Annotated in this window: 16 protein-coding genes; 5 read left to right on the top strand and 11 right to left on the bottom strand. The window is 65.7% G+C overall.

The window, feature by feature from the left end:
- Positions 1-67: 67 nt before the first annotated feature.
- The 5 genes from gor to KU887_RS15945 all read left to right on the top strand — a co-directional run bounded on the left by gor (position 68) and on the right by KU887_RS15945 (position 5,266).
- A complete protein-coding gene (gene gor / locus KU887_RS15965; RefSeq protein WP_212268053.1) occupies positions 68-1,423 on the top strand; it encodes a glutathione-disulfide reductase in 1,356 nt (451 codons plus the stop codon).
- 532 nt (positions 1,424-1,955) lie between these two features.
- Positions 1,956-2,627: a CsgG/HfaB family protein gene (locus tag KU887_RS15960; RefSeq protein ID WP_258255577.1), complete on the top strand. Its 672-nt coding sequence runs from the start codon at positions 1,956-1,958 to the stop codon at positions 2,625-2,627.
- Positions 2,628-2,684: 57 nt separating this feature from the next.
- Positions 2,685-3,116, top strand: coding sequence for a DUF4810 domain-containing protein (locus tag KU887_RS15955; RefSeq protein WP_034201258.1), 432 nt, complete (start codon positions 2,685-2,687; stop codon positions 3,114-3,116).
- A 10-nt stretch (positions 3,117-3,126) separates the two neighbouring features.
- On the top strand, positions 3,127-3,801 hold the full coding sequence (locus KU887_RS15950) for a DUF799 domain-containing protein (RefSeq protein WP_006492460.1): 675 nt from the start codon (positions 3,127-3,129) through the stop codon (positions 3,799-3,801).
- Positions 3,802-3,902: 101 nt separating this feature from the next.
- A protein-coding gene (locus KU887_RS15945) for an IS3-like element ISBcen10 family transposase (protein WP_258250486.1) occupies positions 3,903-5,266 on the top strand; the annotation gives its coding sequence in 2 pieces (ribosomal slippage) (positions 3,903-4,365 and positions 4,365-5,266; 1,365 coding nt in all).
- Positions 5,267-5,344: 78 nt separating this feature from the next.
- Here the strand turns inward: KU887_RS15945 and KU887_RS15940 are convergent.
- The 11 genes from KU887_RS15940 to KU887_RS15890 form a co-directional block, all read right to left on the bottom strand.
- A complete protein-coding gene (locus tag KU887_RS15940) occupies positions 5,345-6,646 on the bottom strand; it encodes an FAD-binding oxidoreductase (protein WP_258250485.1) in 1,302 nt (433 codons plus the stop codon).
- A 25-nt stretch (positions 6,647-6,671) separates the two neighbouring features.
- Positions 6,672-7,976: an FAD-binding oxidoreductase gene (locus KU887_RS15935; RefSeq protein WP_258250484.1), complete on the bottom strand. Its 1,305-nt coding sequence runs from the start codon at positions 7,974-7,976 to the stop codon at positions 6,672-6,674.
- 97 nt (positions 7,977-8,073) lie between these two features.
- Positions 8,074-9,663 (bottom strand): DUF3138 family protein, encoded by a 1,590-nt coding sequence (locus tag KU887_RS15930; RefSeq protein ID WP_006495490.1) that lies wholly within the window; start codon positions 9,661-9,663, stop codon positions 8,074-8,076.
- Positions 9,664-9,778: 115 nt separating this feature from the next.
- Entirely contained in the window at positions 9,779-10,618 is an 840-nt protein-coding gene (locus KU887_RS15925) for an ABC transporter permease subunit (RefSeq protein WP_006485612.1), read from the bottom strand.
- The gene (locus KU887_RS15920) at positions 10,615-11,601 is read right to left on the bottom strand and encodes an ABC transporter permease subunit (RefSeq protein WP_006495489.1); all 987 of its coding nucleotides are present in this window, start codon (positions 11,599-11,601) and stop codon (positions 10,615-10,617) included. Before KU887_RS15920 ends, KU887_RS15925 begins: the two co-directional genes overlap by 4 nt.
- A gap of 10 nt (positions 11,602-11,611) precedes the next feature.
- Positions 11,612-12,766 (bottom strand): ABC transporter ATP-binding protein, encoded by a 1,155-nt coding sequence (locus KU887_RS15915; RefSeq protein ID WP_006495488.1) that lies wholly within the window; start codon positions 12,764-12,766, stop codon positions 11,612-11,614.
- A gap of 188 nt (positions 12,767-12,954) precedes the next feature.
- Positions 12,955-14,070, bottom strand: a complete 1,116-nt coding sequence (locus tag KU887_RS15910; RefSeq protein ID WP_258250483.1) for a polyamine ABC transporter substrate-binding protein — start codon at positions 14,068-14,070, stop codon at positions 12,955-12,957.
- A 63-nt stretch (positions 14,071-14,133) separates the two neighbouring features.
- A complete protein-coding gene (locus KU887_RS15905) occupies positions 14,134-15,576 on the bottom strand; it encodes an aspartate aminotransferase family protein (RefSeq protein WP_077197560.1) in 1,443 nt (480 codons plus the stop codon).
- 34 nt (positions 15,577-15,610) lie between these two features.
- On the bottom strand, positions 15,611-16,948 hold the full coding sequence (locus KU887_RS15900; RefSeq protein WP_006485614.1) for a glutamine synthetase family protein: 1,338 nt from the start codon (positions 16,946-16,948) through the stop codon (positions 15,611-15,613).
- A 28-nt stretch (positions 16,949-16,976) separates the two neighbouring features.
- Positions 16,977-17,762 (bottom strand): gamma-glutamyl-gamma-aminobutyrate hydrolase family protein, encoded by a 786-nt coding sequence (locus KU887_RS15895; protein WP_258250482.1) that lies wholly within the window; start codon positions 17,760-17,762, stop codon positions 16,977-16,979.
- A gap of 283 nt (positions 17,763-18,045) precedes the next feature.
- Positions 18,046-18,228: a hypothetical protein gene (locus tag KU887_RS15890; RefSeq protein WP_006488040.1), complete on the bottom strand. Its 183-nt coding sequence runs from the start codon at positions 18,226-18,228 to the stop codon at positions 18,046-18,048.
- Between the last annotated feature and the right edge of the window lie 349 nt (positions 18,229-18,577).

The following is an 18,577-nucleotide window of genomic DNA, read 5'->3' as shown; positions in this document are numbered from 1 at the left end:
CCACGCGCCGCACGAATCCCCGAATCTTGCTATCGTCCCTCCATCCGAACTGCGATGAGGGAATGCGATGGATTTCGACTACGACCTGTTCGTCATCGGCGCCGGCTCGGGCGGCGTGAGGCTCGCACGCATGGCGGCGTCCTACGGCGCACGCGTCGGCATAGCGGAAGAAGAGCAGATCGGCGGCACCTGCGTGCTGCGCGGCTGCATCCCGAAGAAACTGCTGGTCTATGCGTCGCACTATCCGCACGAGGTCGACGACGCGAAGGGCTTCGGCTGGACCTTCGGCGCCGGCACGCTCGACTGGTCCGCGCTGATCGCCGCGAAGGATCGCGAGATCAACCGGCTGAGCGACATCTACATCAACCTGCTGCGGCAGTCGGGCGTCGACATGCACGCCGGCCGCGCGACGCTCGTCGATGCGCACACGGTCGCGATCGGCACGCGCACGATCCGCGCGCGCCACCTCGCGATCGCGACCGGCTCGCGGCCGTCGCTGCCGCCGCGGCCCGGCATCGAGCACGCGATCACGTCGCGCGAGGCGCTGTCGCTCGCGGCGCTGCCCAAACGCATCGCGGTGGTCGGCGGCGGCTATATCGCGGTCGAGTTCGCGGGCATCTTCAACGGTTTCGGCAGCCACGTCGACGTGTTCTATCGCGGCGAAAAAATCCTGCGCGGCTTCGACGACGACGTGCGCCAGTTCCTGACCGACGAGATGACGAAGCAGGGCGTCACGATTCACGCGCGCGCGGTGATCGAATCGATCGAACGCGCGGACGACGGCGCGCTGTTCGTGCGCGTCGGCGACGCGCGGCACGGGCCGTACGATCAGGTGCTCTATGCGACGGGGCGCGTGCCGAACGTCGACGGAATCGGGCTCGAGCAGGCGGGCATCCTGCTCGATGCACGCGGCGCGATTGCCGTCGATGCGTATTCGGCGACGTCGGTGCCGTCGATCCACGCGATCGGCGACGTCACGTCGCGGCCGCAGCTCACGCCGGTCGCGACGCGCGACGGCGCGCTGCTCGCGCGCACGCTGTTCGGCGGGTGGCGCGTGGCGGTCGATCACGCGTACGTGCCGTCGGCCGTGTTCAGCCAGCCGGAGGTCGCGACGGTCGGCCTGACCGAAGCCGATGCGCGGCACGCGCACGGCGACGTCGACATCTACCGCACGTCGTTCAAGGCGTTGCGCCACACGCTGTCGGGCCGCGACGAGCGCACGCTGATGAAGCTCGTCGTCGCGCGCGACAGCCAGCGCGTGGTCGGCGCGCACATGGTCGGCCGCGATGCGGGCGAGATCATCCAGGGCATCGCGATCGCGATTCGCGCGGGCGCGACGAAGGCGCAGTTCGACGACACGATCGGCATTCATCCGACCGCGGCCGAGGAGTTCGTGACGATGCGGCAGAAGGTGGCCGATTAGCAGAATGGCACGCGCGTGTGCATCGCTGCACGCGCGTGTGCGGCCGGAATGCCGAACGTCGTATTTTAGAGATATCGATTGTTCGGATCGACGGTATGAATTAACGCGTGTCGATATCGGCGGATCGACCGTTAATCCGCCGATATCGACACGGAAGACCGGCGAGTATCGAGCGCATGTCGCGCGAGCCCTTGCCTGCAGGGCTTTGCGCGCGAATGGGTCGCCGAATAAAAATAAGCATGAAAATCGTCAATTATTATCAAGATAAGCCGTCTTGATAAACAGGCTTGATATGATCGCGAAAAATCATATACGGGGCCGACCATGCGCGATCAACAGCGTAGTAATCAGAATAACGGAATCATCCGTGCGCGCGATGCAGGCGCGTATCGCATTATCGATCCGCTTTTCGCCGTGACGCATCCGTTGCGCGCGCTCCTCCATGACTTGCAGCGATCGCCGAATCGGCGATGAACGCGTGCGTGTGCCCCGCGCAGTGCCATCTTTTCCAGCAAGGAGACCAGCAGTGAACATTCAGACACGACGCACCGTCCTCGTGGCGGCCGCGGTCGTCGCGGCGCTGTCCGGCTGCGCGACCGAATCGTCGCGCACGCTCGACGTGCCGGCCGTCAGCAGCGCGCAGAAGCCGTACGCGGGCAAGCCCGTCGCGATCGCCGTCGGCAAGTTCGACAACCGCTCGAGCTACATGCGCGGCATCTTCTCCGACGGCATCGACCGCCTCGGCGGACAGGCGAAGACGATCCTCGTCACGCGCCTGCAGCAGAGCCGCCGCTTCAACGTGCTCGATCGCGAGAATCTCGACGAGATCAGGCAGGAAGCGGGCTTCATGAAGAAGGCGCAGGCCGTGAAGGGCGCGAACTACGTGGTGACCGGCGACGTGACCGAGTTCGGCCGCAAGGACGTCGGCGATCATCAGCTGTTCGGCATTCTCGGCCGCGGCAAGACGCAGGTCGCGTATGCGAAGGTCAACCTGAACATCGTCGACACGACGACGTCGGAAGTCGTCGCATCGAGCCAGGGCGCGGACGAGTTCAGCCTGTCGAACCGCGAGGTGATCGGCTTCGGCGGCACCGCCGGCTACGACTCGACGCTCAACGGCAAGGTGCTGGACCTCGCGATCCAGGAAGCCGTGAACCATCTCGTCGACCAGGTCGACGCCGGCGTGCTGAAGGCCGCGCAGTAAGTGCCGCGCGCGATACGGCGCGCACGCATCATTTCACCAACCAGAAGAGACAAGACCATGAAACGGGGAATCTGGCTGCCGGCGACGGCGGCCGCCTTGCTGCTCGCGGGCTGCGCGGCGCCGACCACGCCGCCGCTGTATCAGTGGACCGGCTATCAGCCGCAGGTGTACGAATACTTCAAGGGGCAGCAAGCGCCGCAGCAGCAGATCGATGCGCTCGAAAAAGCGCTGCAGGAGATCCGCGCGAAGGGCCATACGCCGCCGCCGGGTTTCCATGCGCATCTCGGGATGCTGTATGCGAGCGTCGGCAACGAGCAGCAGGCCGAGCAGGAACTGCAGGCCGAGAAGCAGCTGTTCCCGGAATCCGCGTCGTATATGGATTTCCTGATGAAGAAGAAGGCCGGTGCGTCGAAAGCCGCGAATCCGGCGGCCGCCGGCCAGACCGTTGCCGATCGGAAGAATGCCGATTCGAATCCTGCCAAACAGTGACACGCCCGCCATGTTCAAGACACTTTCATTCAAGCTGCTGTTCGCGCTGTCGATCGCCGCGCTGCTGAGCGCGTGCGCGCAGCCGGTGCAACGTCCCGACTACACGGCGTTCAAGAAGAGCCAGCCGCGCTCGATCCTCGTGCTGCCGCCGGTCAATGAAACCACCGACGTCGGCGCGACTTACGGCGTGCTGTCGCAAATGACGCTGCCGCTCGCCGAGTCGGGCTACTACGTGGTGCCCGTCGCGGTGATGGACGAGACGTTCAAGCAGAACGGCCTGACGAATGCGACCGACATCCAGGCTACGTCGCCGGCGAAGCTGCGCGAGATCTTCGGCGCGGACGCCGTGCTGTATTCGAAGGTCACGCAGTACGGCTCCGTCTACCAGCTGGTCGACAGCACGACGACCGTTGCCGCGTCGGCGAAGCTCGTCGACCTGAAGAGCGGCGACGTGCTGTGGCAGGGCGAGGGCCGCGCGACCGGCAAGGAAGTCGGCAACAACATGAGCGTCAATGCGTTCGGGATCGTCGGGGCGCTCGTGCAGGCAGCCGTCAAGCAGGTCGCGCATTCGCTGACCGACGAAGCGCATGACGTGGCCGGGCTGACGAGCACGCGGCTGTTGTCGGCGGGCCCGCCGAACGGGCTGCTGTACGGGCCGCGCTCGCCGAAGTACGGTACCGACTGACGCGCGGCGGCTTCTCCCGAATCCTGCCGCCGGACCGAACGGCCGCTCGAATGAACTGCACCCCAAAAGTTGGACTAGATCCAACCTTTGGGGTGTTTTTCATGACGAAGTACGACGAACGTTTTCGGCGTCGAGTGGTTCAGGCGTACCTGGCTGGAGAGGCCGGCACCAAGACACTTGCTCACCGTTACGGAGTGGGCAGGACGATGGTGCGACGTTGGGTGGCGAGCTATCGCGAGCATGGTGAACAGGGGCTGCGCAAGAAGCACAGCCACTACGACGCGCGATTCAAGTTGTCAGTCCTTCAGCGGATGCGGCGCGATGAGCTGTCGTATGCGCAGGTGGCAGCGCTATTCGGCATCCGCAATGAACGAAGCATCCCGATCTGGGAGCGTCTGTATCATGAGGGCGGTATAGATGCGTTGGCGCCTCGTCGCCGAGGGCGCCCCCCGAAAATGACCACCTCACCACCACCGAAATCCCTCGACGATACCGTGCAGAAAGAGCCGAGCCGCGAGGAACTGCTCAAGGAAATCGTGTATTTGCGCGCGGAGGTGGCATACCTAAAAAAGCTCGATGCGCTGCTGCAATCCAAGAAGCAGGCAGCGCCCAGGAAAAAGCGCAAATAGTGCGTGAGCTCAGGCAGTGTCATCCGGTAGCTGCGCTCCTGAAGGCGGCAGGCCTGGCGCGCAGCACGTTCTATTACCAGCTCAAGGCATTGGCTGCCGGCGATCGGTATGCGAATCTCAAAGCGAAGATCCAGACCGTATACGACCACCACAAGGGCCGTTACGGCTATCGGCGAATCACGGCGGCGATCCGGCAGACCGGAGATGCGATCAACCACAAGACCGTGCAACGGTTGATGGGACAGCTGCAATTGAAATCTCTGGTGCGCCCAAAGAGATATCGTTCCTGGCGAGGCGAAGTCGGCCGCGTTGCCCCGAATCTACTGCGGCGTCAGTTTGATGCTGAACGCCCGAATCAGAAGTGGGTGACCGACGTGACCGAATTCAATGTAGAGGGCCAAAAGCTCTATCTATCGCCGGTGATGGACTTGTACAACGGGGAGATCGTCGCTTACCAAATGGATGAGCGCCCGAGCTTCGAGTTGGTCAGCTGCATGTTGAAGAAGGCGTTGGCCAAGCTCGATGATGAAGGACGGCCGTTACTGCATTCGGATCAAGGCTGGCAGTATCAGATGCCCGCCTACCGTCGGCTGTTGAAGCAGCATGCGCTCACCCAGAGCATGTCGCGCAGAGGCAACTGCCTTGATAACGCAGCCATGGAGAGCTTCTTCGGCACGCTGAAATCCGAGTGCTATCGGCTGACGCGCTTTGCCAGCGTGGAGCAGTTGCGAGATGCGTTGAGCCGCTACATTCACTACTACAACCACGAACGCATCAAGCTGAAATTAAATGGGCTGAGTCCCGTGCAATACAGGACTCAGCCCTTGGCCGCTTAGATTTTAACCGTCCAACTTCGTGGGGTCAGTTCACGAACGAGCGGCCGTTCTGCTTTTGCGCGGTGACGCTGCGCGCGCTCAATGCACGCCGAACGCATCCAGCAGCCGATACCAGCTCATCGCGAGCACCAGCGCCGGCGTGCGCAGCGCCGCGCCGCCGGGGAAGTCGCGATGCCGGATCTTGTCGAACAGGTCGAAGCGGCTCGCCTGGCCGTCGATCGCCTCGGCGATCAGCTTGCCCGCGAGCGCGGTCGTGTTCACGCCGTGCCCCGAGAACCCCTGCGCGAAGTACGTGGTCGGCGTGATGCGGCCGAAATGCGGCGCGCGGTTCATCGTGATGTCGACGAAACCGCCCCACGCATAGTCGACCTTCACGTCCGCGAGCTGCGGGAACGTCTTCAGCATGTCGGCGCGCATCGCCGCCGCGAGATCGCGCGGCGCGCGCGTCGAATAGCTGACCTTGCCGCCCCACACGAGCCGCGTGTCGGGCGCCGGCCGGAAGTAGTCGAGCACGAAGCGGCTGTCGCAGATCGCCGCGCGGGCAGGCATCAGCGCGGCGGCGCGCGCTTCGCCGAGCGGCTCGGTCGCGATCACGTAGGTGCCGACCGGCATGATCTTCCTCGACAGCGCGGGCGCGAGCGTGCCGACGTAGGTATTGCAGGCGAGCACGACGAAGCGCGCACGCACGTTGCCGCCGCTCGTCTCGACGACGCGGCCGCCGGCCACGTCGCGCACGCGCGTCACGCAGCTGTCCTCGTGGATGCGCACGCCCGCGTCGGTGGCTGCCCGCGCGAGGCCGAGCGTGTAGTTGAGCGGATGGAGATGGCCGCTATCGGGGTCGTACAGGCCGCCGCAATAGCGGGCCGACTGCACGTAGTCGCCGAGTTCGTCGGCTTCGACGAAGTGGAAGCGGTCGTAGCCGAAGCGCTTCGCGGCTTCGTCGCGCCAGCGTTTCAGCGCATCCGCGTCGCGCTCGGTGTTGGCCGCGGTCAGATAGCCGGGCACCAGCGCGCAGTCGATGTCGTGCCGCGCGATGCGCGACTTCACGAGCGACAGCGTCTCGAGCCCCATGTCCCAGATGCGCTTCACGTCGCCTTCCGGCATGAACCGCGCGAACGTGTCGATGTCGCACGCGAAGCCGCCGATCAACTGGCCGCCATTGCGGCCGCTCGCCGCCCATCCGACCCGCGACGCTTCGAGCACGGTCACCGAATGGCCGCGCTCGGCGAGATTGAGCGCGGCGGACAGGCCCGTGAGGCCCGCGCCGATCACGCACACGTCGGCGTCGATCGTGCCGGCGAGCGGCGCGTGGCGGGTCGTATCGTTGGCGGTCGCCGCGTAGTACGACGCGACGTGCGGCTGGTTGGCGAATGTCTGCATGATCAGGAAAGCGGAGTGAAAGGGCTCAGAACAGCTCGCGTACGCGGTGGTACAGCATCCCGAGTTCGAGCGCGGGTTGCCGCCATGCATCGCCGCCGGGAAAGCGTCGGTGACGCAGGCGGGCGAACAGGTCGAACGCGTGCGTGTCGCCCGCGATCGCGCCGGCGACCGCGCGTCCGGCGATGCCGGTGAGCGCGACGCCGTGGCCGCTGAAGCCCTGGACGTAGAAGAAGTTCGGATCGATCGCGCCGAAATCCGGCGCGCGGTTGCGCGTGACGTCGACGAAGCCGCCCCACGCGTGGTCGACGCGCACGTCGCCGAGCTGCGGGAACACGTCGACCATGCGCTGCCGGATCGCTTCGGCGAGCGCCGCGGGCGATGCGCCGGCCGAATTCGCCCGGCCGCCGAACAGCATCCGGTTGTCGGCCGACAGCCGGAAATAGTCGAGGAAGAAGTTGTTGTCGCACACGGCTTCGCGCCGGGCGATCAGTGCATCGGCGCGCGCCCGGCCGAGCGGCTCGGTCGCGATGATGTACGACGCGATCGGCGCGATGCGCGCGGCGGTCGCGGCCGGCAGCACGCCGCCGGGCCCGGCGTTGCAGCACGACACGACGAAGCGGCAGCGCACTTCGCCCGACGGCGTGCGCACGACGGGCCGGGCGCCGCGCACGACGTCGAGCGCCGGCGTGTGCGCGTACAGCGCGACGCCTTCGCGGCGTGCGGCATCGGCAAGGCCGAGGCAGTACTTGAGCGGATGCAGATGGCCCGACAGCGGATCGTGCACGCCGGCCAGATAGCGCGTCGATGCAATGCGCGCGTGGATCTCGCCGGTATCGAGCCAGGCGAGCGACGGATGGCCCCAGCGCGACGTCGCGGCGTTCATCCACGCACGCAGGTCGTCGATGCGGCGCGGCTTCGTCGCGACCGTCAGGTAGCCGCGCGTGAAGTCGCAGTCGATCCCGTAGCGCGCGATGCGCTCGGCGATCAGCGCGACGCCGTCGAGCGACAGCGACCACGCGGCGCGCGCGCCGTCGGGGCCGAGCTGCTGCTCGATCACCTCGTCTTTCGCGAAACCGGTGATCGCCTGGCCGCCGTTGCGGCCCGACGCGCCCCAGCCGGGCCGCTGCGCATCGATCACGGCGACCGACAGCCCGCGCGCGCGGCAGTCGAGCGCCGTCGACAGGCCGGCGAAGCCGGCGCCGATCACGCAGACGTCGACGTCGATCGCCGCGTCGAGCATCGGATCGTCCGCCACGGGCCGCGTGGCCGTGGCTTCGTAGTACGAGTCGCGCGCGAGCGCATCGGCGCGGCGGGTGAAAGACTGCGTCATGAAACCGACTCCCTCGACAAGGCTGCAACGGCGCGCAGCCACCCGGAAAACGGCGCGGGACGCCGTGCGTGCGGCACGTCGCCCCGCGCGTGCTGCATCAGAACGAATAGATGAACTGCGTCGCGAGCAGGTCGTTGGACTTGCCGTACGACCCGTCGTTGCGCAGGAACACCTTGTTGTTCGCCCAGTCGTGCCGGTATTCGACCTTCACGGTGATCTGCTGGGTCGGATAGAACAGCAGGTCGAGCGCGACGTCCTGGCGCACCGCGCCCTTGCACTCGAAGCCCAGGCCGCCGCCGGCCTTCGACTGCGCGAGACAGTCCGCGTCGACGCCGAAACCGTTGCTCGGGTCCATCCCGTTGCCGTTCAGCGCGATGCCGCCGCCGCCGCCGCCGTTCTTCGAGTTCGCGAGCAGGTCGTAGCGCAGCGTCACGCCCATGCGGCCGACCACCGGCGCGTTGAACTTGCGGTGCGCGAGCAGCGACAGCCCGTACCACTGCGCGAGCCCGCCGTTGAACGCCGCATGCTGCTGCCGGCCGTAGTCGACTTCGGCGTTGTACTGCACGTCGGCGAGCGTGTAGGTCGCGTCGAGTTCGCCGAAGAAGAACGAACCGTAGCCGCTCGGCGCCGCGCCGCCCGGGCCGTAGTGGACGACACCGTCCGCGTCGATCGCGCTCGACAGCGTCTGGCGGCCGATGTTGAACGAGCCGCCGAGATCGAGCGCGCTCGACCACGTGTAGTCCGCGCGCGCGGTGAAGGTCGGCACCTTGTTGCTGGTGGTGATCGGGTCGCCGAGCGCATTGGTGCCCGTCTGCGTGACCGAACCGTAGGTGCGGTACTGCTCGTTGCCGAGGAAGAACTTCCACGCCCAGGCGCCCTTCGTGTAGTTCGCGCCGACACCGACGTAGCTGCCCGGATCGGAGAAATCGTACAGCAGGTTGTGCGTGAGCGTGAGCATCTGGTTCGACTGCTGCACTTCGTAGCCGCCGAAGCTCGGGATCAGGCCGGCGACCAGCGTCGTTTCCGCGGTGATCGGCACGTTGATCACCGCCGTGTTCAGCAGGTTGTCGGTGATCGAGCCGCGCGAGTTCTGCAGCAGCGTGATGCCGTTGCCGCGGTTCGGCATCAACGTGATCTCGGCCGATGGTGCCATCGGGCCGACGCCGAAAGTCTTCTTGATGTCGAGGTAGAGATCGCCGAACGTGCTGTTGAAGTAGTTGTACGCGTTCTCGTGGTTCGCGAACAGGAACGACGACGTGCCGGCCGCGCGGTTGTAGATGTAGGTCGGATCGATGTAGCCGGTGACCGACAGGCCGGCGAGCGGGCCGGTGTTGGCCGCGTCGGTCAGCGAATCGACCTTCAGCTGCTGGTTCGCGATCTGCTGCTTCATCTCGCTGACCTCGTCGTTGGTCAGCGTCGCGCGTGCCTTGCCGTAATCCGGCGAGCCCGGGTCGGCGGCGACCGCGACGGCGTTGCCGCCGCCGGCCATGCCGCCGCTCGCGCCGGACGTCGCGCCCCCCCCTGCGCCGCCCGGCTTCGCGGCGAGCTGCGCCTGCATGGCCTTCATCTGTTTCTGCAGCGCGGCGACCTGCGCCTGCAGCGCCTTGATTTCGGCGGATGTCGAACCGGCCAGCGCGATGCCCGGCAACGCGCCGGCCACCAGCAGGCAGATCAGTTTCTTCTTCATTGCGGATTCTCCTAGTCGTGCGCCTGTCAAATCGGGATCGAATCGCGCGCCCCCCTGGGGCAGCGCGTCTTGCTTGTCTGCAGTGCTTGTTATCGTCGAAGCAGGAGGCCGGCCGTCAGGCCACCGCGAACGCGGCCTTCAGGTCGGCCATCCGGCGTCGTTCGCGCGCGATCATCATCCGGTTCACGACGATCACGCCGATCGTCACGGCCGTGATGAACAGCGTCGCCAGCGCGTTCATCTCCGGGTTCAGCCCCAGCCGCACGCGCGAGAACACCACCAGCGGCAGCGTCGTCGACCCCGGCCCGGACAGGAACGCCGACAGCACCAGATCGTCGATCGACAGCGTGAACGACAGCAGCCACCCCGACAGCAGCGCCTGCGAGATCAGCGGCAGCGTCACCACGAAGAACACCTTCAGCGGTGTCGCGCCCAGGTCGAGCGCGGCCTCCTCGAGCGACTTGTTCATCTCCTTCACGCGCGACTGCACGATGATCGCCACGTACGACACGCACAACATCACGTGGCCGATCCAGATCGTCACCATCCCGCGCCCCTTCGGCCAGCCGAACATCTGCTCGAGCGCGACGAACAGCAACAGCAGCGAAATCCCCTGGATCACCTCCGGAATCACCAGCGGTGCGTTGATCATCCCGGTGTACAGCGTGAAGCCCTTGAAGCGGCCGAAGCGCGCGAGCACGAAGCCGGCCCACGTGCCGATCACGACCGACGCGGTGGCCGTCAGCAGGCCGATCTTCAGCGACAGCCACGCGGCGGTCAGCAGCTCGTCGTCGTCGAGCAGCGCCGCGTACCACTTCAGCGAGAAGCCCGACCACACCGTCACGAGCTTCGATTCGTTGAACGAGTACACGATCAGGCTGATGATCGGGATGTAGAGGAACAGGAAGCCGAAGGCGAGAACGCCCGTCGACAGCGGTTTGCTCGGCTTGATCATTTCGCGTCTCCCAGTTCCTTGACCTGGTAGTACTGGAACAGCGCCATCGGCACGAGCAGCAGCATCACCATCGCGACCGTCACCGCGGACGCCATCGGCCAGTCCATGTTGTTGAAGAATTCATCCCACATCACGCGGCCGATCATCAGCGTGTCGGCGCCGCCGAGCAGCTCCGGAATCACGTACTCGCCCACCGCCGGGATGAACACGAGCAGGCTGCCGGCGATGATCCCGTTCTTCGACAGCGGCAGCGTGATGCGCGTGAACGCGACCCACGGTTTCGCGCCGAGGTCGTACGCGGCTTCGAGCAGCGTCAGGTCCATCTTCACGAGGTGCGCGTACAGCGGCATCACCATGAACGGCAGGTACGAATAGACCATCCCGATGTAGACGCCCGCGTCGCTGTGATAGAGCCGCAGCGGCGTGTGGATGATGCCGAGCGCGATCAGCGTGTGGTTCAGCAGGCCGTCGTCCTTCAGGATGCCGATCCATGCGTACACGCGAATCAGGAACGACGTCCAGAACGGCAGCATCACGGCCATCATCAGCACGTTGCGACGGTTCGGCTCCGAGCGCGCGATGTAGTACGCCATCGGGTAACCGATCAGCAGGCACAGCACCGTCGACACGGCGGCCATCTTCAGCGAGCTGAGGTAGGTCGCGATGTACAGGTCGTCCTGCAGCAGGAACGCGTAGTGCGACAGCTGCAGCGCGAAGTGCACGACGCCGTCCTTGATCTCGACGAGCGACGTGTACGGCGGGATGCCCATCACCTGGTCGGCGAAGCTGATCTTCAGCACCAGCACGAACGGCAGCGCGAAGAACACGGCCAGCCACATGAACGGCACGCCGATCGCGACGTTGCGGCCCGACGGCAGGAAGCGCGACAGCACGGAGAAGCGGCTGCGGCGTTGATGAGCCTGGGTGACAGCGGTAGCGCCGGTCGGCACCGGCGCGGAAGGCGTGGAAGCGGAGGTTCTCATCGTGGCGTCCTCACTGCGTCAGCACGACGCCGCTGGCCGGCGACCACGACACGAACACGTCGTCGTTCCACGCGGGCGCGCCGTCGTTCATCAGGTGCGAGCTCGACAGGTTCGACACCACCGTCTTGCCGCTCGGCAAACGCACGTGGTACAGCGAATAGCTGCCCATGTACGCGATGTCGGTGACGACGCCGCGCGCCCAGTTGTGCTTCGAGCCCGGCTTCTCGCGCGACACGTGCACGCGCTCCGGGCGCACCGAGATGCCGACCGGCATCCCGAGCGGGCCGGTCACGCCGTGGCTCACGTACATGCGCGCTTCGAGATCGTCGCTTTCGACGAAGATGTGATCGGGCTCGTCCTCGACGACGCGCCCCTCGAACAGGTTGGTCGAGCCGATGAATTCGGCCGAGAAGCGGCTGTTCGGGTATTCGTAGACTTCGCCGGGCGAGCCGATCTGCACGATCTTGCCTTCGCTCATCACCGCGAGGCGGCTCGCCATCGTCATCGCTTCTTCCTGGTCGTGCGTGACCATCACGCAGGTCACGTCGACCTTCTCGATGATGTTGACCAGTTCGAGCTGGGTCTTCTGGCGGATCTTCTTGTCGAGCGCGGACATCGGCTCGTCGAGCAGCAGCAGCTTCGGGCGCTTCACCAGCGAGCGGGCGAGCGCGACGCGCTGCTGCTGGCCGCCGGACAGCTGATGCGGCTTGCGCTTCGCGTACTTGCTCATCTGCACGAGCGCGAGCGCGTCGGCCACGCGCTCCTTGATCTCGTGCTTCGGCGTGCCTTCCTGCTTCAGGCCGAATGCGACGTTCGATTCGACCGTCATGTGCGGAAACAGCGCATACGACTGGAACATCATGTTGACCGGGCGGCGGTACGGCGGCAGCGACGCGAGGTCCTCGCCGTCGACGAAGATCTTGCCGGAGGTCGCCGTTTCCAGCCCGGCGAGCATGCGCAGCAGCGTGGACTTGCCGCAGCCCGAGCTGCCGAGCAGCGCGAACAGCTCGTTCTTCGCGATCGTCAGGTTCACGTTGTCGACGGCCGTGCTGTCGCCGAATTTCTTCACGACGTTTTCGATGCGCACGAACGCGTCGTTTTGCGTGCGGGGCGCCGTGGCCGGTTGGGTCTGTCGTGCAGCAGCGGAAGAGGGTATCGATTGCATGGGAGTCACCATTCGTTCTTCACGGATTGCAGGCGTGAGCGTCCCCGCGCGAGGCGCGCAACGCGACTCGCGGACGACGGCTCGTGCCGGATGGAACAGCGCGCGCGGGGCGCGCGAGCGGACGGACGTCCGCGGATCTCAGGCGGTCAGGCGTACCGCGATGCCTGCGCCGCCGTGATGCATGGCGGTCAGTGGCCCGTCTTCAACTGGGCCCACAGACGGTTCTCGAGGCGCAGGATGTCGGCCGGCATCGGCTTCATCAGCACCATCTTCTTCAGCACGTCCTCGGGCGGGTAGACGGTCGGGTCCTGCGCGACGGCCGGCGTGACGAACGGGTGCGCGGCCTTGTTCGCGGTCGGGTAGAACACCGTGTTGGTGATCGCCGCGTTGACCTTCGGATCGGACACGTAGTTGATCCACTTCATCGCGGCTTCCGGGTGCGGCGCATCCTTCGGGATCACCATCACGTCGAACCACAGCAGGCCGCCTTCCTTCGGATTCGCGAACTTGATGTCGTACGAGCGCTTCGCTTCCGACGAGCGGCGGTGCGCGATGCCGATGTCGCCCGACCAGCCGAGCGCGACGCACACGTCGTTGTTCGCGAGATCGTTGATGTAGCCGGACGAGTTGAACTGGGTGATGTACGGGCGGACTTTCTTCAGGACTTCGAAGGCAGCCTGGTAGTCGCCGGGGTTCTTGCTGTTCGGGTCCTTGCCCATGTATTGCAGCGTGGCGGCGAACACGTCGACGGCCTGGTCGAGGAACGACACGCCGCAGCCCTTCAGCTTCTCCATGTTGGCCGGGTCGAACACCAGCGCCCAGCTGTCGACCGGCGCCTTGTCGCCGAGCGCCTTCTTCACCGCCTGCACGTTGTAGCCGATGCCGTCCGTGCCGTAGGCCCACGGCACGCCGTACTGGTTGCCCGGATCGGCGTCGGCGATCATCTTCATCAGCAGCGGGTCGAGGTTCGCGAGGTTCGGAATCTTCGACTTGTCGAGCTTCTGGTACACGCCGGCCTGGATCTGCTTGGCCATGTAGTTCGACGTCGGCACGACGACGTCGTAGCCCGAGCTGCCGGCCAGCAGCTTCGCCTGCAGCGTGTCGTCGCTGTCGTAGTTGTCGTACTTGACGTGGATACCCGTCTGTTTCTGGAAGTTCGGGATCGTGTCCGGCGCGATGTAGTCGGACCAGTTGTAGACGTTCAGTTCGTCGGCATGCGCCGACGGGCTGGCGACCGACGTGAGCGCGGCCGCGGCGGCGAGGGCGGCGACGGAACAGGCTTGGCGAAGAATGCAGGCACGCATGGTGGAATTCCCCTGGATGATGGCGGCGTGCGGCGCCCGCCGCACGCCTGTAGGCAAAAACCGTTACGAAATACCCAGTTGCTGGGCGGTGGCATCGACGGCCTTCTTCGCCTTCGACACGAGTTCATCGATTTCCTGGCGCGAGATCACGAGCGGCGGCGACAGCAGCATCCGGTCGCCGGTCGCGCGCATGATCAGGTTGCCGTTGAAGCAGAAGTCGCGGCAGATCGTGCCGACGTCGCCGCCGTTCGCGAAGCGGCGGCGTTCGGCCGGCGCTTCGGCCAGTTGCAGGCTCGCGACCATCCCGTGGCCATGCACTTCGCCGACGATCGGATGACGCGCGAAGGTTTCGCGCATCAGCGCCTGGAAGTACGGGCCGGTATCGGTCTTCACGCGCTCGACGATGCCCTCGTCGCGCAGCAGCTTCAGGTTCGCGACCGCGACGGCGGCTGCCACCGGGTGACCCGAATACGTGAGGCCGTGATTGAATTCGCCGTTGTCGATGATCGGGCGCGCGACGCGCTCGTGAATGCCGACCGCGCCCATCGGCACGTACCCCGACGTGAGGCCCTTGGCCATCGTGATCAGGTCCGGCTCGAAGCCGAAGTGCTGGTGCGCGAACCATTCGCCGGTACGGCCGAAACCGCCGATCACTTCGTCGGCGACCAGCAGGATGTCGTACTTGCGGCAGATCCGCTGGATTTCCGGCCAGTACGTCGACGGCGGGAAGATCACGCCGCCCGCGCCCTGGAACGGCTCGCCGATGAAGGCCGCGACGTTCTCCGCGCCGAGTTCGAGAATCTTCGCTTCGAGCTGCTGCGCGCGCGCGAGGCCGAATGCTTCGGGCGTCTCGCCGGCTTGCGCTTCGCCGAAGAAGTACGGCTGGTCGATGTGCACGATGTGCTCGACCTTCGACGGCATCTGCTCGTGCATGTAGCCCATCCCGCCGAGCGTGCCGCCCGCGATCGTCGAGCCGTGATAGCCGTTCTTGCGCGAGATCACGTATTTCTTCTGCGGCTTGCCCTGCACGCGCCAGTACTGGTGCACGAGTCGCAGCACGGTGTCGTTGCCTTCCGAGCCGCTGTTGCAATAGAAGAAGTGGTTGAAGCCGGCCGGCGTCACTTCCGCGAGCATCGCGGAAAGCTCGATCACCGGCGGATGCGTGGTCTTGAAGAACGTGTTGTAGAACGGCAGTTCCTGGATCTGGCGATACGCGGCGTCGGCGAGTTCCTTGCGCCCGTAACCGACGTTCACGCACCACAGGCCGGCCATCCCGTCGATCACCTTGTTGCCGTCCGAGTCCCACAGGTAGACGCCGTCGGCCTTCACGATCACGCGGCTGCCGGCACGATTGAGCGCGCCCATGTCCGAGAACGGATGGATGTGGTGCGCGGCGTCGAGCGCGCGGTATTCGGCGGTCGAGCGTGCCTGCGTCGCGCGCGGCGCGGCGGCCGTGGCGGTCGGTGCGGCCGGCTGGATCCAGGCAGATTCGTTGCGGTAAGTCATGTTTCCTCCGTGATTCCGTATGCGGTTGGCACGCTTACACGTGCAGCAGCAGATGGCGGCGTTCCCACGAGCTGATCACGCGGAAGAACGCTTCGTATTCGGTTTCCTTCAGCGCGAAATACGCCTTCAGGAACTTGTGCCCGAGGATCTCGCCGAGCGGCTCGCACGCGGCCATCAGCGTCAGCCCTTCCTCGAGGTTGCGCGGCAGCTGGTACGGCAGGCTGTAGCCGTCGCTCACCAGCGGCTCGGTCGGCTCCAGGCGCTGCGTCATGCCGAGATAGCCGGCCGCGAGCGTCGCCGCGAGCGCGAGGTACGGATTGCAGTCGACACCGGGGATGCGGTTTTCGATGCGGCGCGCGGCCGGACCCGAATGCGGAATGCGGAACCCCACCGTGCGGTTGTCGTAGCCCCACTGCACGTTGATCGGCGCGGCCATGAAGCGCGACAGGCGGCGGTACGAGTTGATGTACGGCGCGAAGATCGGCATCAGCGCCGGCGTGTACTTCTGCAGCCCCGCGAGATAGTTGTAGAACATCGACGTCGCGCCGCCGGTTTCCTGCGACGTGAACAGGTTCTGGCCCGTTTCCTCGTCGACGATGCTCTGGTGCACGTGCATCGCCGAACCCGGTTCGTCTTCCATCGGCTTGGCCATGAACGTCGCGTACATGTTGTGGCGCAGCGCGGCCTCGCGCACCGTGCGCTTGAACAGGAACACCTGGTCGGCCAGCGACAGCGCGTCCCCGTGCATGAAGTTGATCTCCATCTGCGCGGCGCCGACTTCGTGGATCAGCGTGTCGATGTCGAGGTTCTGCGATTCGCAGTACTCGTAGATGTCCTCGAACAGCGGATCGAACTCGTTGACGGCCTCGATCGAGTACGACTGGCGGCCCGTTTCGGGGCGGCCCGTGCGGCCGACCGGCGGACGCAGCGGCAGGTCGGGGTCCTTGTTCATGTCGACCAGGTAGAACTCGAGTTCCGGCGCGACGACCGGCTTCCAGCCCTTCGCCTTGTACAGGTCGAGCACGCGGCGCAGCACGTAGCGCGGCGAGATCTCGACCGGCGAGCCGTCGAAGTGCACGCAGTCGTGGATCACCTGCGCGGTCGGGTCGACCGCCCACGGAATCAGGCGGATCGTCGACGTGTCGGGCACGCACACCATGTCGGGGTCGGTCACGCCGGTCAGCGAGCCGTCTTCCGGATATTCGCCGGTGACGGTCTGCACCATCACGGCCTGCGGCAGGCGCATCGATTCGCCGGACGTGAACTTGTTGCGCGGCGTGATCTTGCCGCGCGCGATGCCGGCCATGTCGGGAATGATCGCTTCGATCTCGGTGATCCGGTGCTGCTTCAGAAAGTCTTCGATGTCTTGCATGTCTGTTCTCGTTGTCTGGTGGGCGCGCTCAGGCGAGCGCGGCGGCGGCCGTGGCGCTAGTGCGGGCGGCGCGGCGCGCGCGGCACGCGTCGCCGAACGCGCGGAAGATCGCGCTCGACAGCGGGTCCTGCGCATGTCGCCATTCCGGATGCCACTGCACGGCGAGCGCGAACGCCGGTGCGTCGACGACGCTCACGGCCTCGATCAGGCCATCCGGCGCGACGGCCTCGACCGCGAGGCCGGAGCCGAGTTGCGCGACGCCCTGCTTGTGCAGCGAGTTCACCTGTACTTCGTCGCGGCCGCCGGCGAGCGCATGCAGCAGGCCGCCGGGCGTCAGGCGCACGACGTGCGCGGGGCCGTATTGCGTATCCATCGGCGCGTCGTCGTCCTCGCGGTGGTCGGCGAAGCCGGGCACGTCGTGCACGCGCTGATGCAGCGTGCCGCCGCACACGACGTTCAGCTCCTGGAAGCCGCGGCACACGGCGAGCACGGGCACGCCCGCGACGATGGCCGCGCGCAGCAGCGGCAGCGTCGTCGCGTCGCGCGCCGGGTCGTGCTTCGTGCCCGGTGCGCTCGGTTCGCCGCCATACAGATGCGGCTCGACGTTCGAGTAGCTGCCGGTAAACAGCAGCCCGTCGACCGCGTCGAGCACGTCGGCGGTCGACTGACGCTCGCCGAGGGCGGGCAGCACCATCGCGAGCGCCTGCGCGCCGTCGACGATCGCGGCGACGTATTTGTCGCCGACCGTATGCGACGCGTGGGCGCCGATCTGGGTGAGGTCGGCGGTGATGCCGACGAGAGGTTTCCTTTCCATGACGTCAATCAGTAATCCGTAGGGACGTGACGTGCATCGAGCCGGATGCGGCAAAACGCAGGCGCGACACGGCCCCGCAGCCGGGCGCGAGGCGCACGGCCGCTGGTGAATGGGCGCAACGGGATGGCGTGGCGATCCGCGCTGCGCGCGACGATCAGGCCGTCGTTCGTTTCCTCGCGATACGCGACGCGGCAACGTATGCGCGAACGCGTTCCGTCACCGCACGGAAGATGCGGTTGGCGAATCGGCACATGAAACGAACGACGTGAAGAAAGGAGAGGCGCTACGGCAGCAGCGACGCCACTTCGTCGGTATCGACGGCGACGAATGCGCGTGCGGAAACGGCGTTGTGACGCCGAACGGAACGACGGGACAGGATGGTGTAGATCGACAGGTGAAGCAGGCGAGGACTATGCCAGCCGCAACTGCCGTCGGAAGCGGGAACGGCGCTGCGCAAACTTCGCACATCGCCTCGATCCCACCTCACCAGAGGGCCACGGACTCTCACGATTACACTCGACTGGTTTGTTGAAAGTATTGAACACCTGATCGTTTCGACGCACGGGGCGTTTAAAATAATCGAGGCGCCGGTCCTGCGTCATTTACATTGACGGGCATCAATTGTTGCGTTGCGATAACGCTTTTCGATGCCTATGAAAGCCTGATGACGCCGACCTGAGAGCCAGCATATACGAGCCAATAACGGCGTCAAATGTTTTTTAATGGTCCTGCATCAGGGCTTTCCCGAGCAGTGCGAACAAAAGATTCGCAAAAGGAATAATCGGCATGCCGTTCATTATTTCGAACGGCTTTCA

The organism is Burkholderia sp. EMB26 (assembly GCF_024730645.1).
In the GTDB taxonomy this organism is placed as follows: Bacteria; Pseudomonadota; Gammaproteobacteria; order Burkholderiales; family Burkholderiaceae; genus Burkholderia; species Burkholderia cenocepacia.
Note: the sequence above shows the minus strand (reverse complement) of the source record. Positions and strands in the feature narration are given on the sequence as shown.

Coding starts and splice junctions, on each gene's coding strand:
- gor (WP_212268053.1), top strand. CDS start 68: ATGGATTTCGACTACGACCTGTTCGTCATCGGCGCCGGCTCGGGCGGC.
- KU887_RS15955 (WP_034201258.1), top strand. CDS start 2,685: ATGAAACGGGGAATCTGGCTGCCGGCGACGGCGGCCGCCTTGCTGCTC.
- KU887_RS15950 (WP_006492460.1), top strand. CDS start 3,127: ATGTTCAAGACACTTTCATTCAAGCTGCTGTTCGCGCTGTCGATCGCC.
- KU887_RS15940 (WP_258250485.1), bottom strand. CDS start 6,646: ATGCAGACATTCGCCAACCAGCCGCACGTCGCGTCGTACTACGCGGCG.
- KU887_RS15935 (WP_258250484.1), bottom strand. CDS start 7,976: ATGACGCAGTCTTTCACCCGCCGCGCCGATGCGCTCGCGCGCGACTCG.
- KU887_RS15930 (WP_006495490.1), bottom strand. CDS start 9,663: ATGAAGAAGAAACTGATCTGCCTGCTGGTGGCCGGCGCGTTGCCGGGC.
- KU887_RS15925 (WP_006485612.1), bottom strand. CDS start 10,618: ATGATCAAGCCGAGCAAACCGCTGTCGACGGGCGTTCTCGCCTTCGGC.
- KU887_RS15920 (WP_006495489.1), bottom strand. CDS start 11,601: ATGAGAACCTCCGCTTCCACGCCTTCCGCGCCGGTGCCGACCGGCGCT.
- KU887_RS15915 (WP_006495488.1), bottom strand. CDS start 12,766: ATGCAATCGATACCCTCTTCCGCTGCTGCACGACAGACCCAACCGGCC.
- KU887_RS15910 (WP_258250483.1), bottom strand. CDS start 14,070: ATGCGTGCCTGCATTCTTCGCCAAGCCTGTTCCGTCGCCGCCCTCGCC.
- KU887_RS15905 (WP_077197560.1), bottom strand. CDS start 15,576: ATGACTTACCGCAACGAATCTGCCTGGATCCAGCCGGCCGCACCGACC.
- KU887_RS15900 (WP_006485614.1), bottom strand. CDS start 16,948: ATGCAAGACATCGAAGACTTTCTGAAGCAGCACCGGATCACCGAGATC.
- KU887_RS15895 (WP_258250482.1), bottom strand. CDS start 17,762: ATGGAAAGGAAACCTCTCGTCGGCATCACCGCCGACCTCACCCAGATC.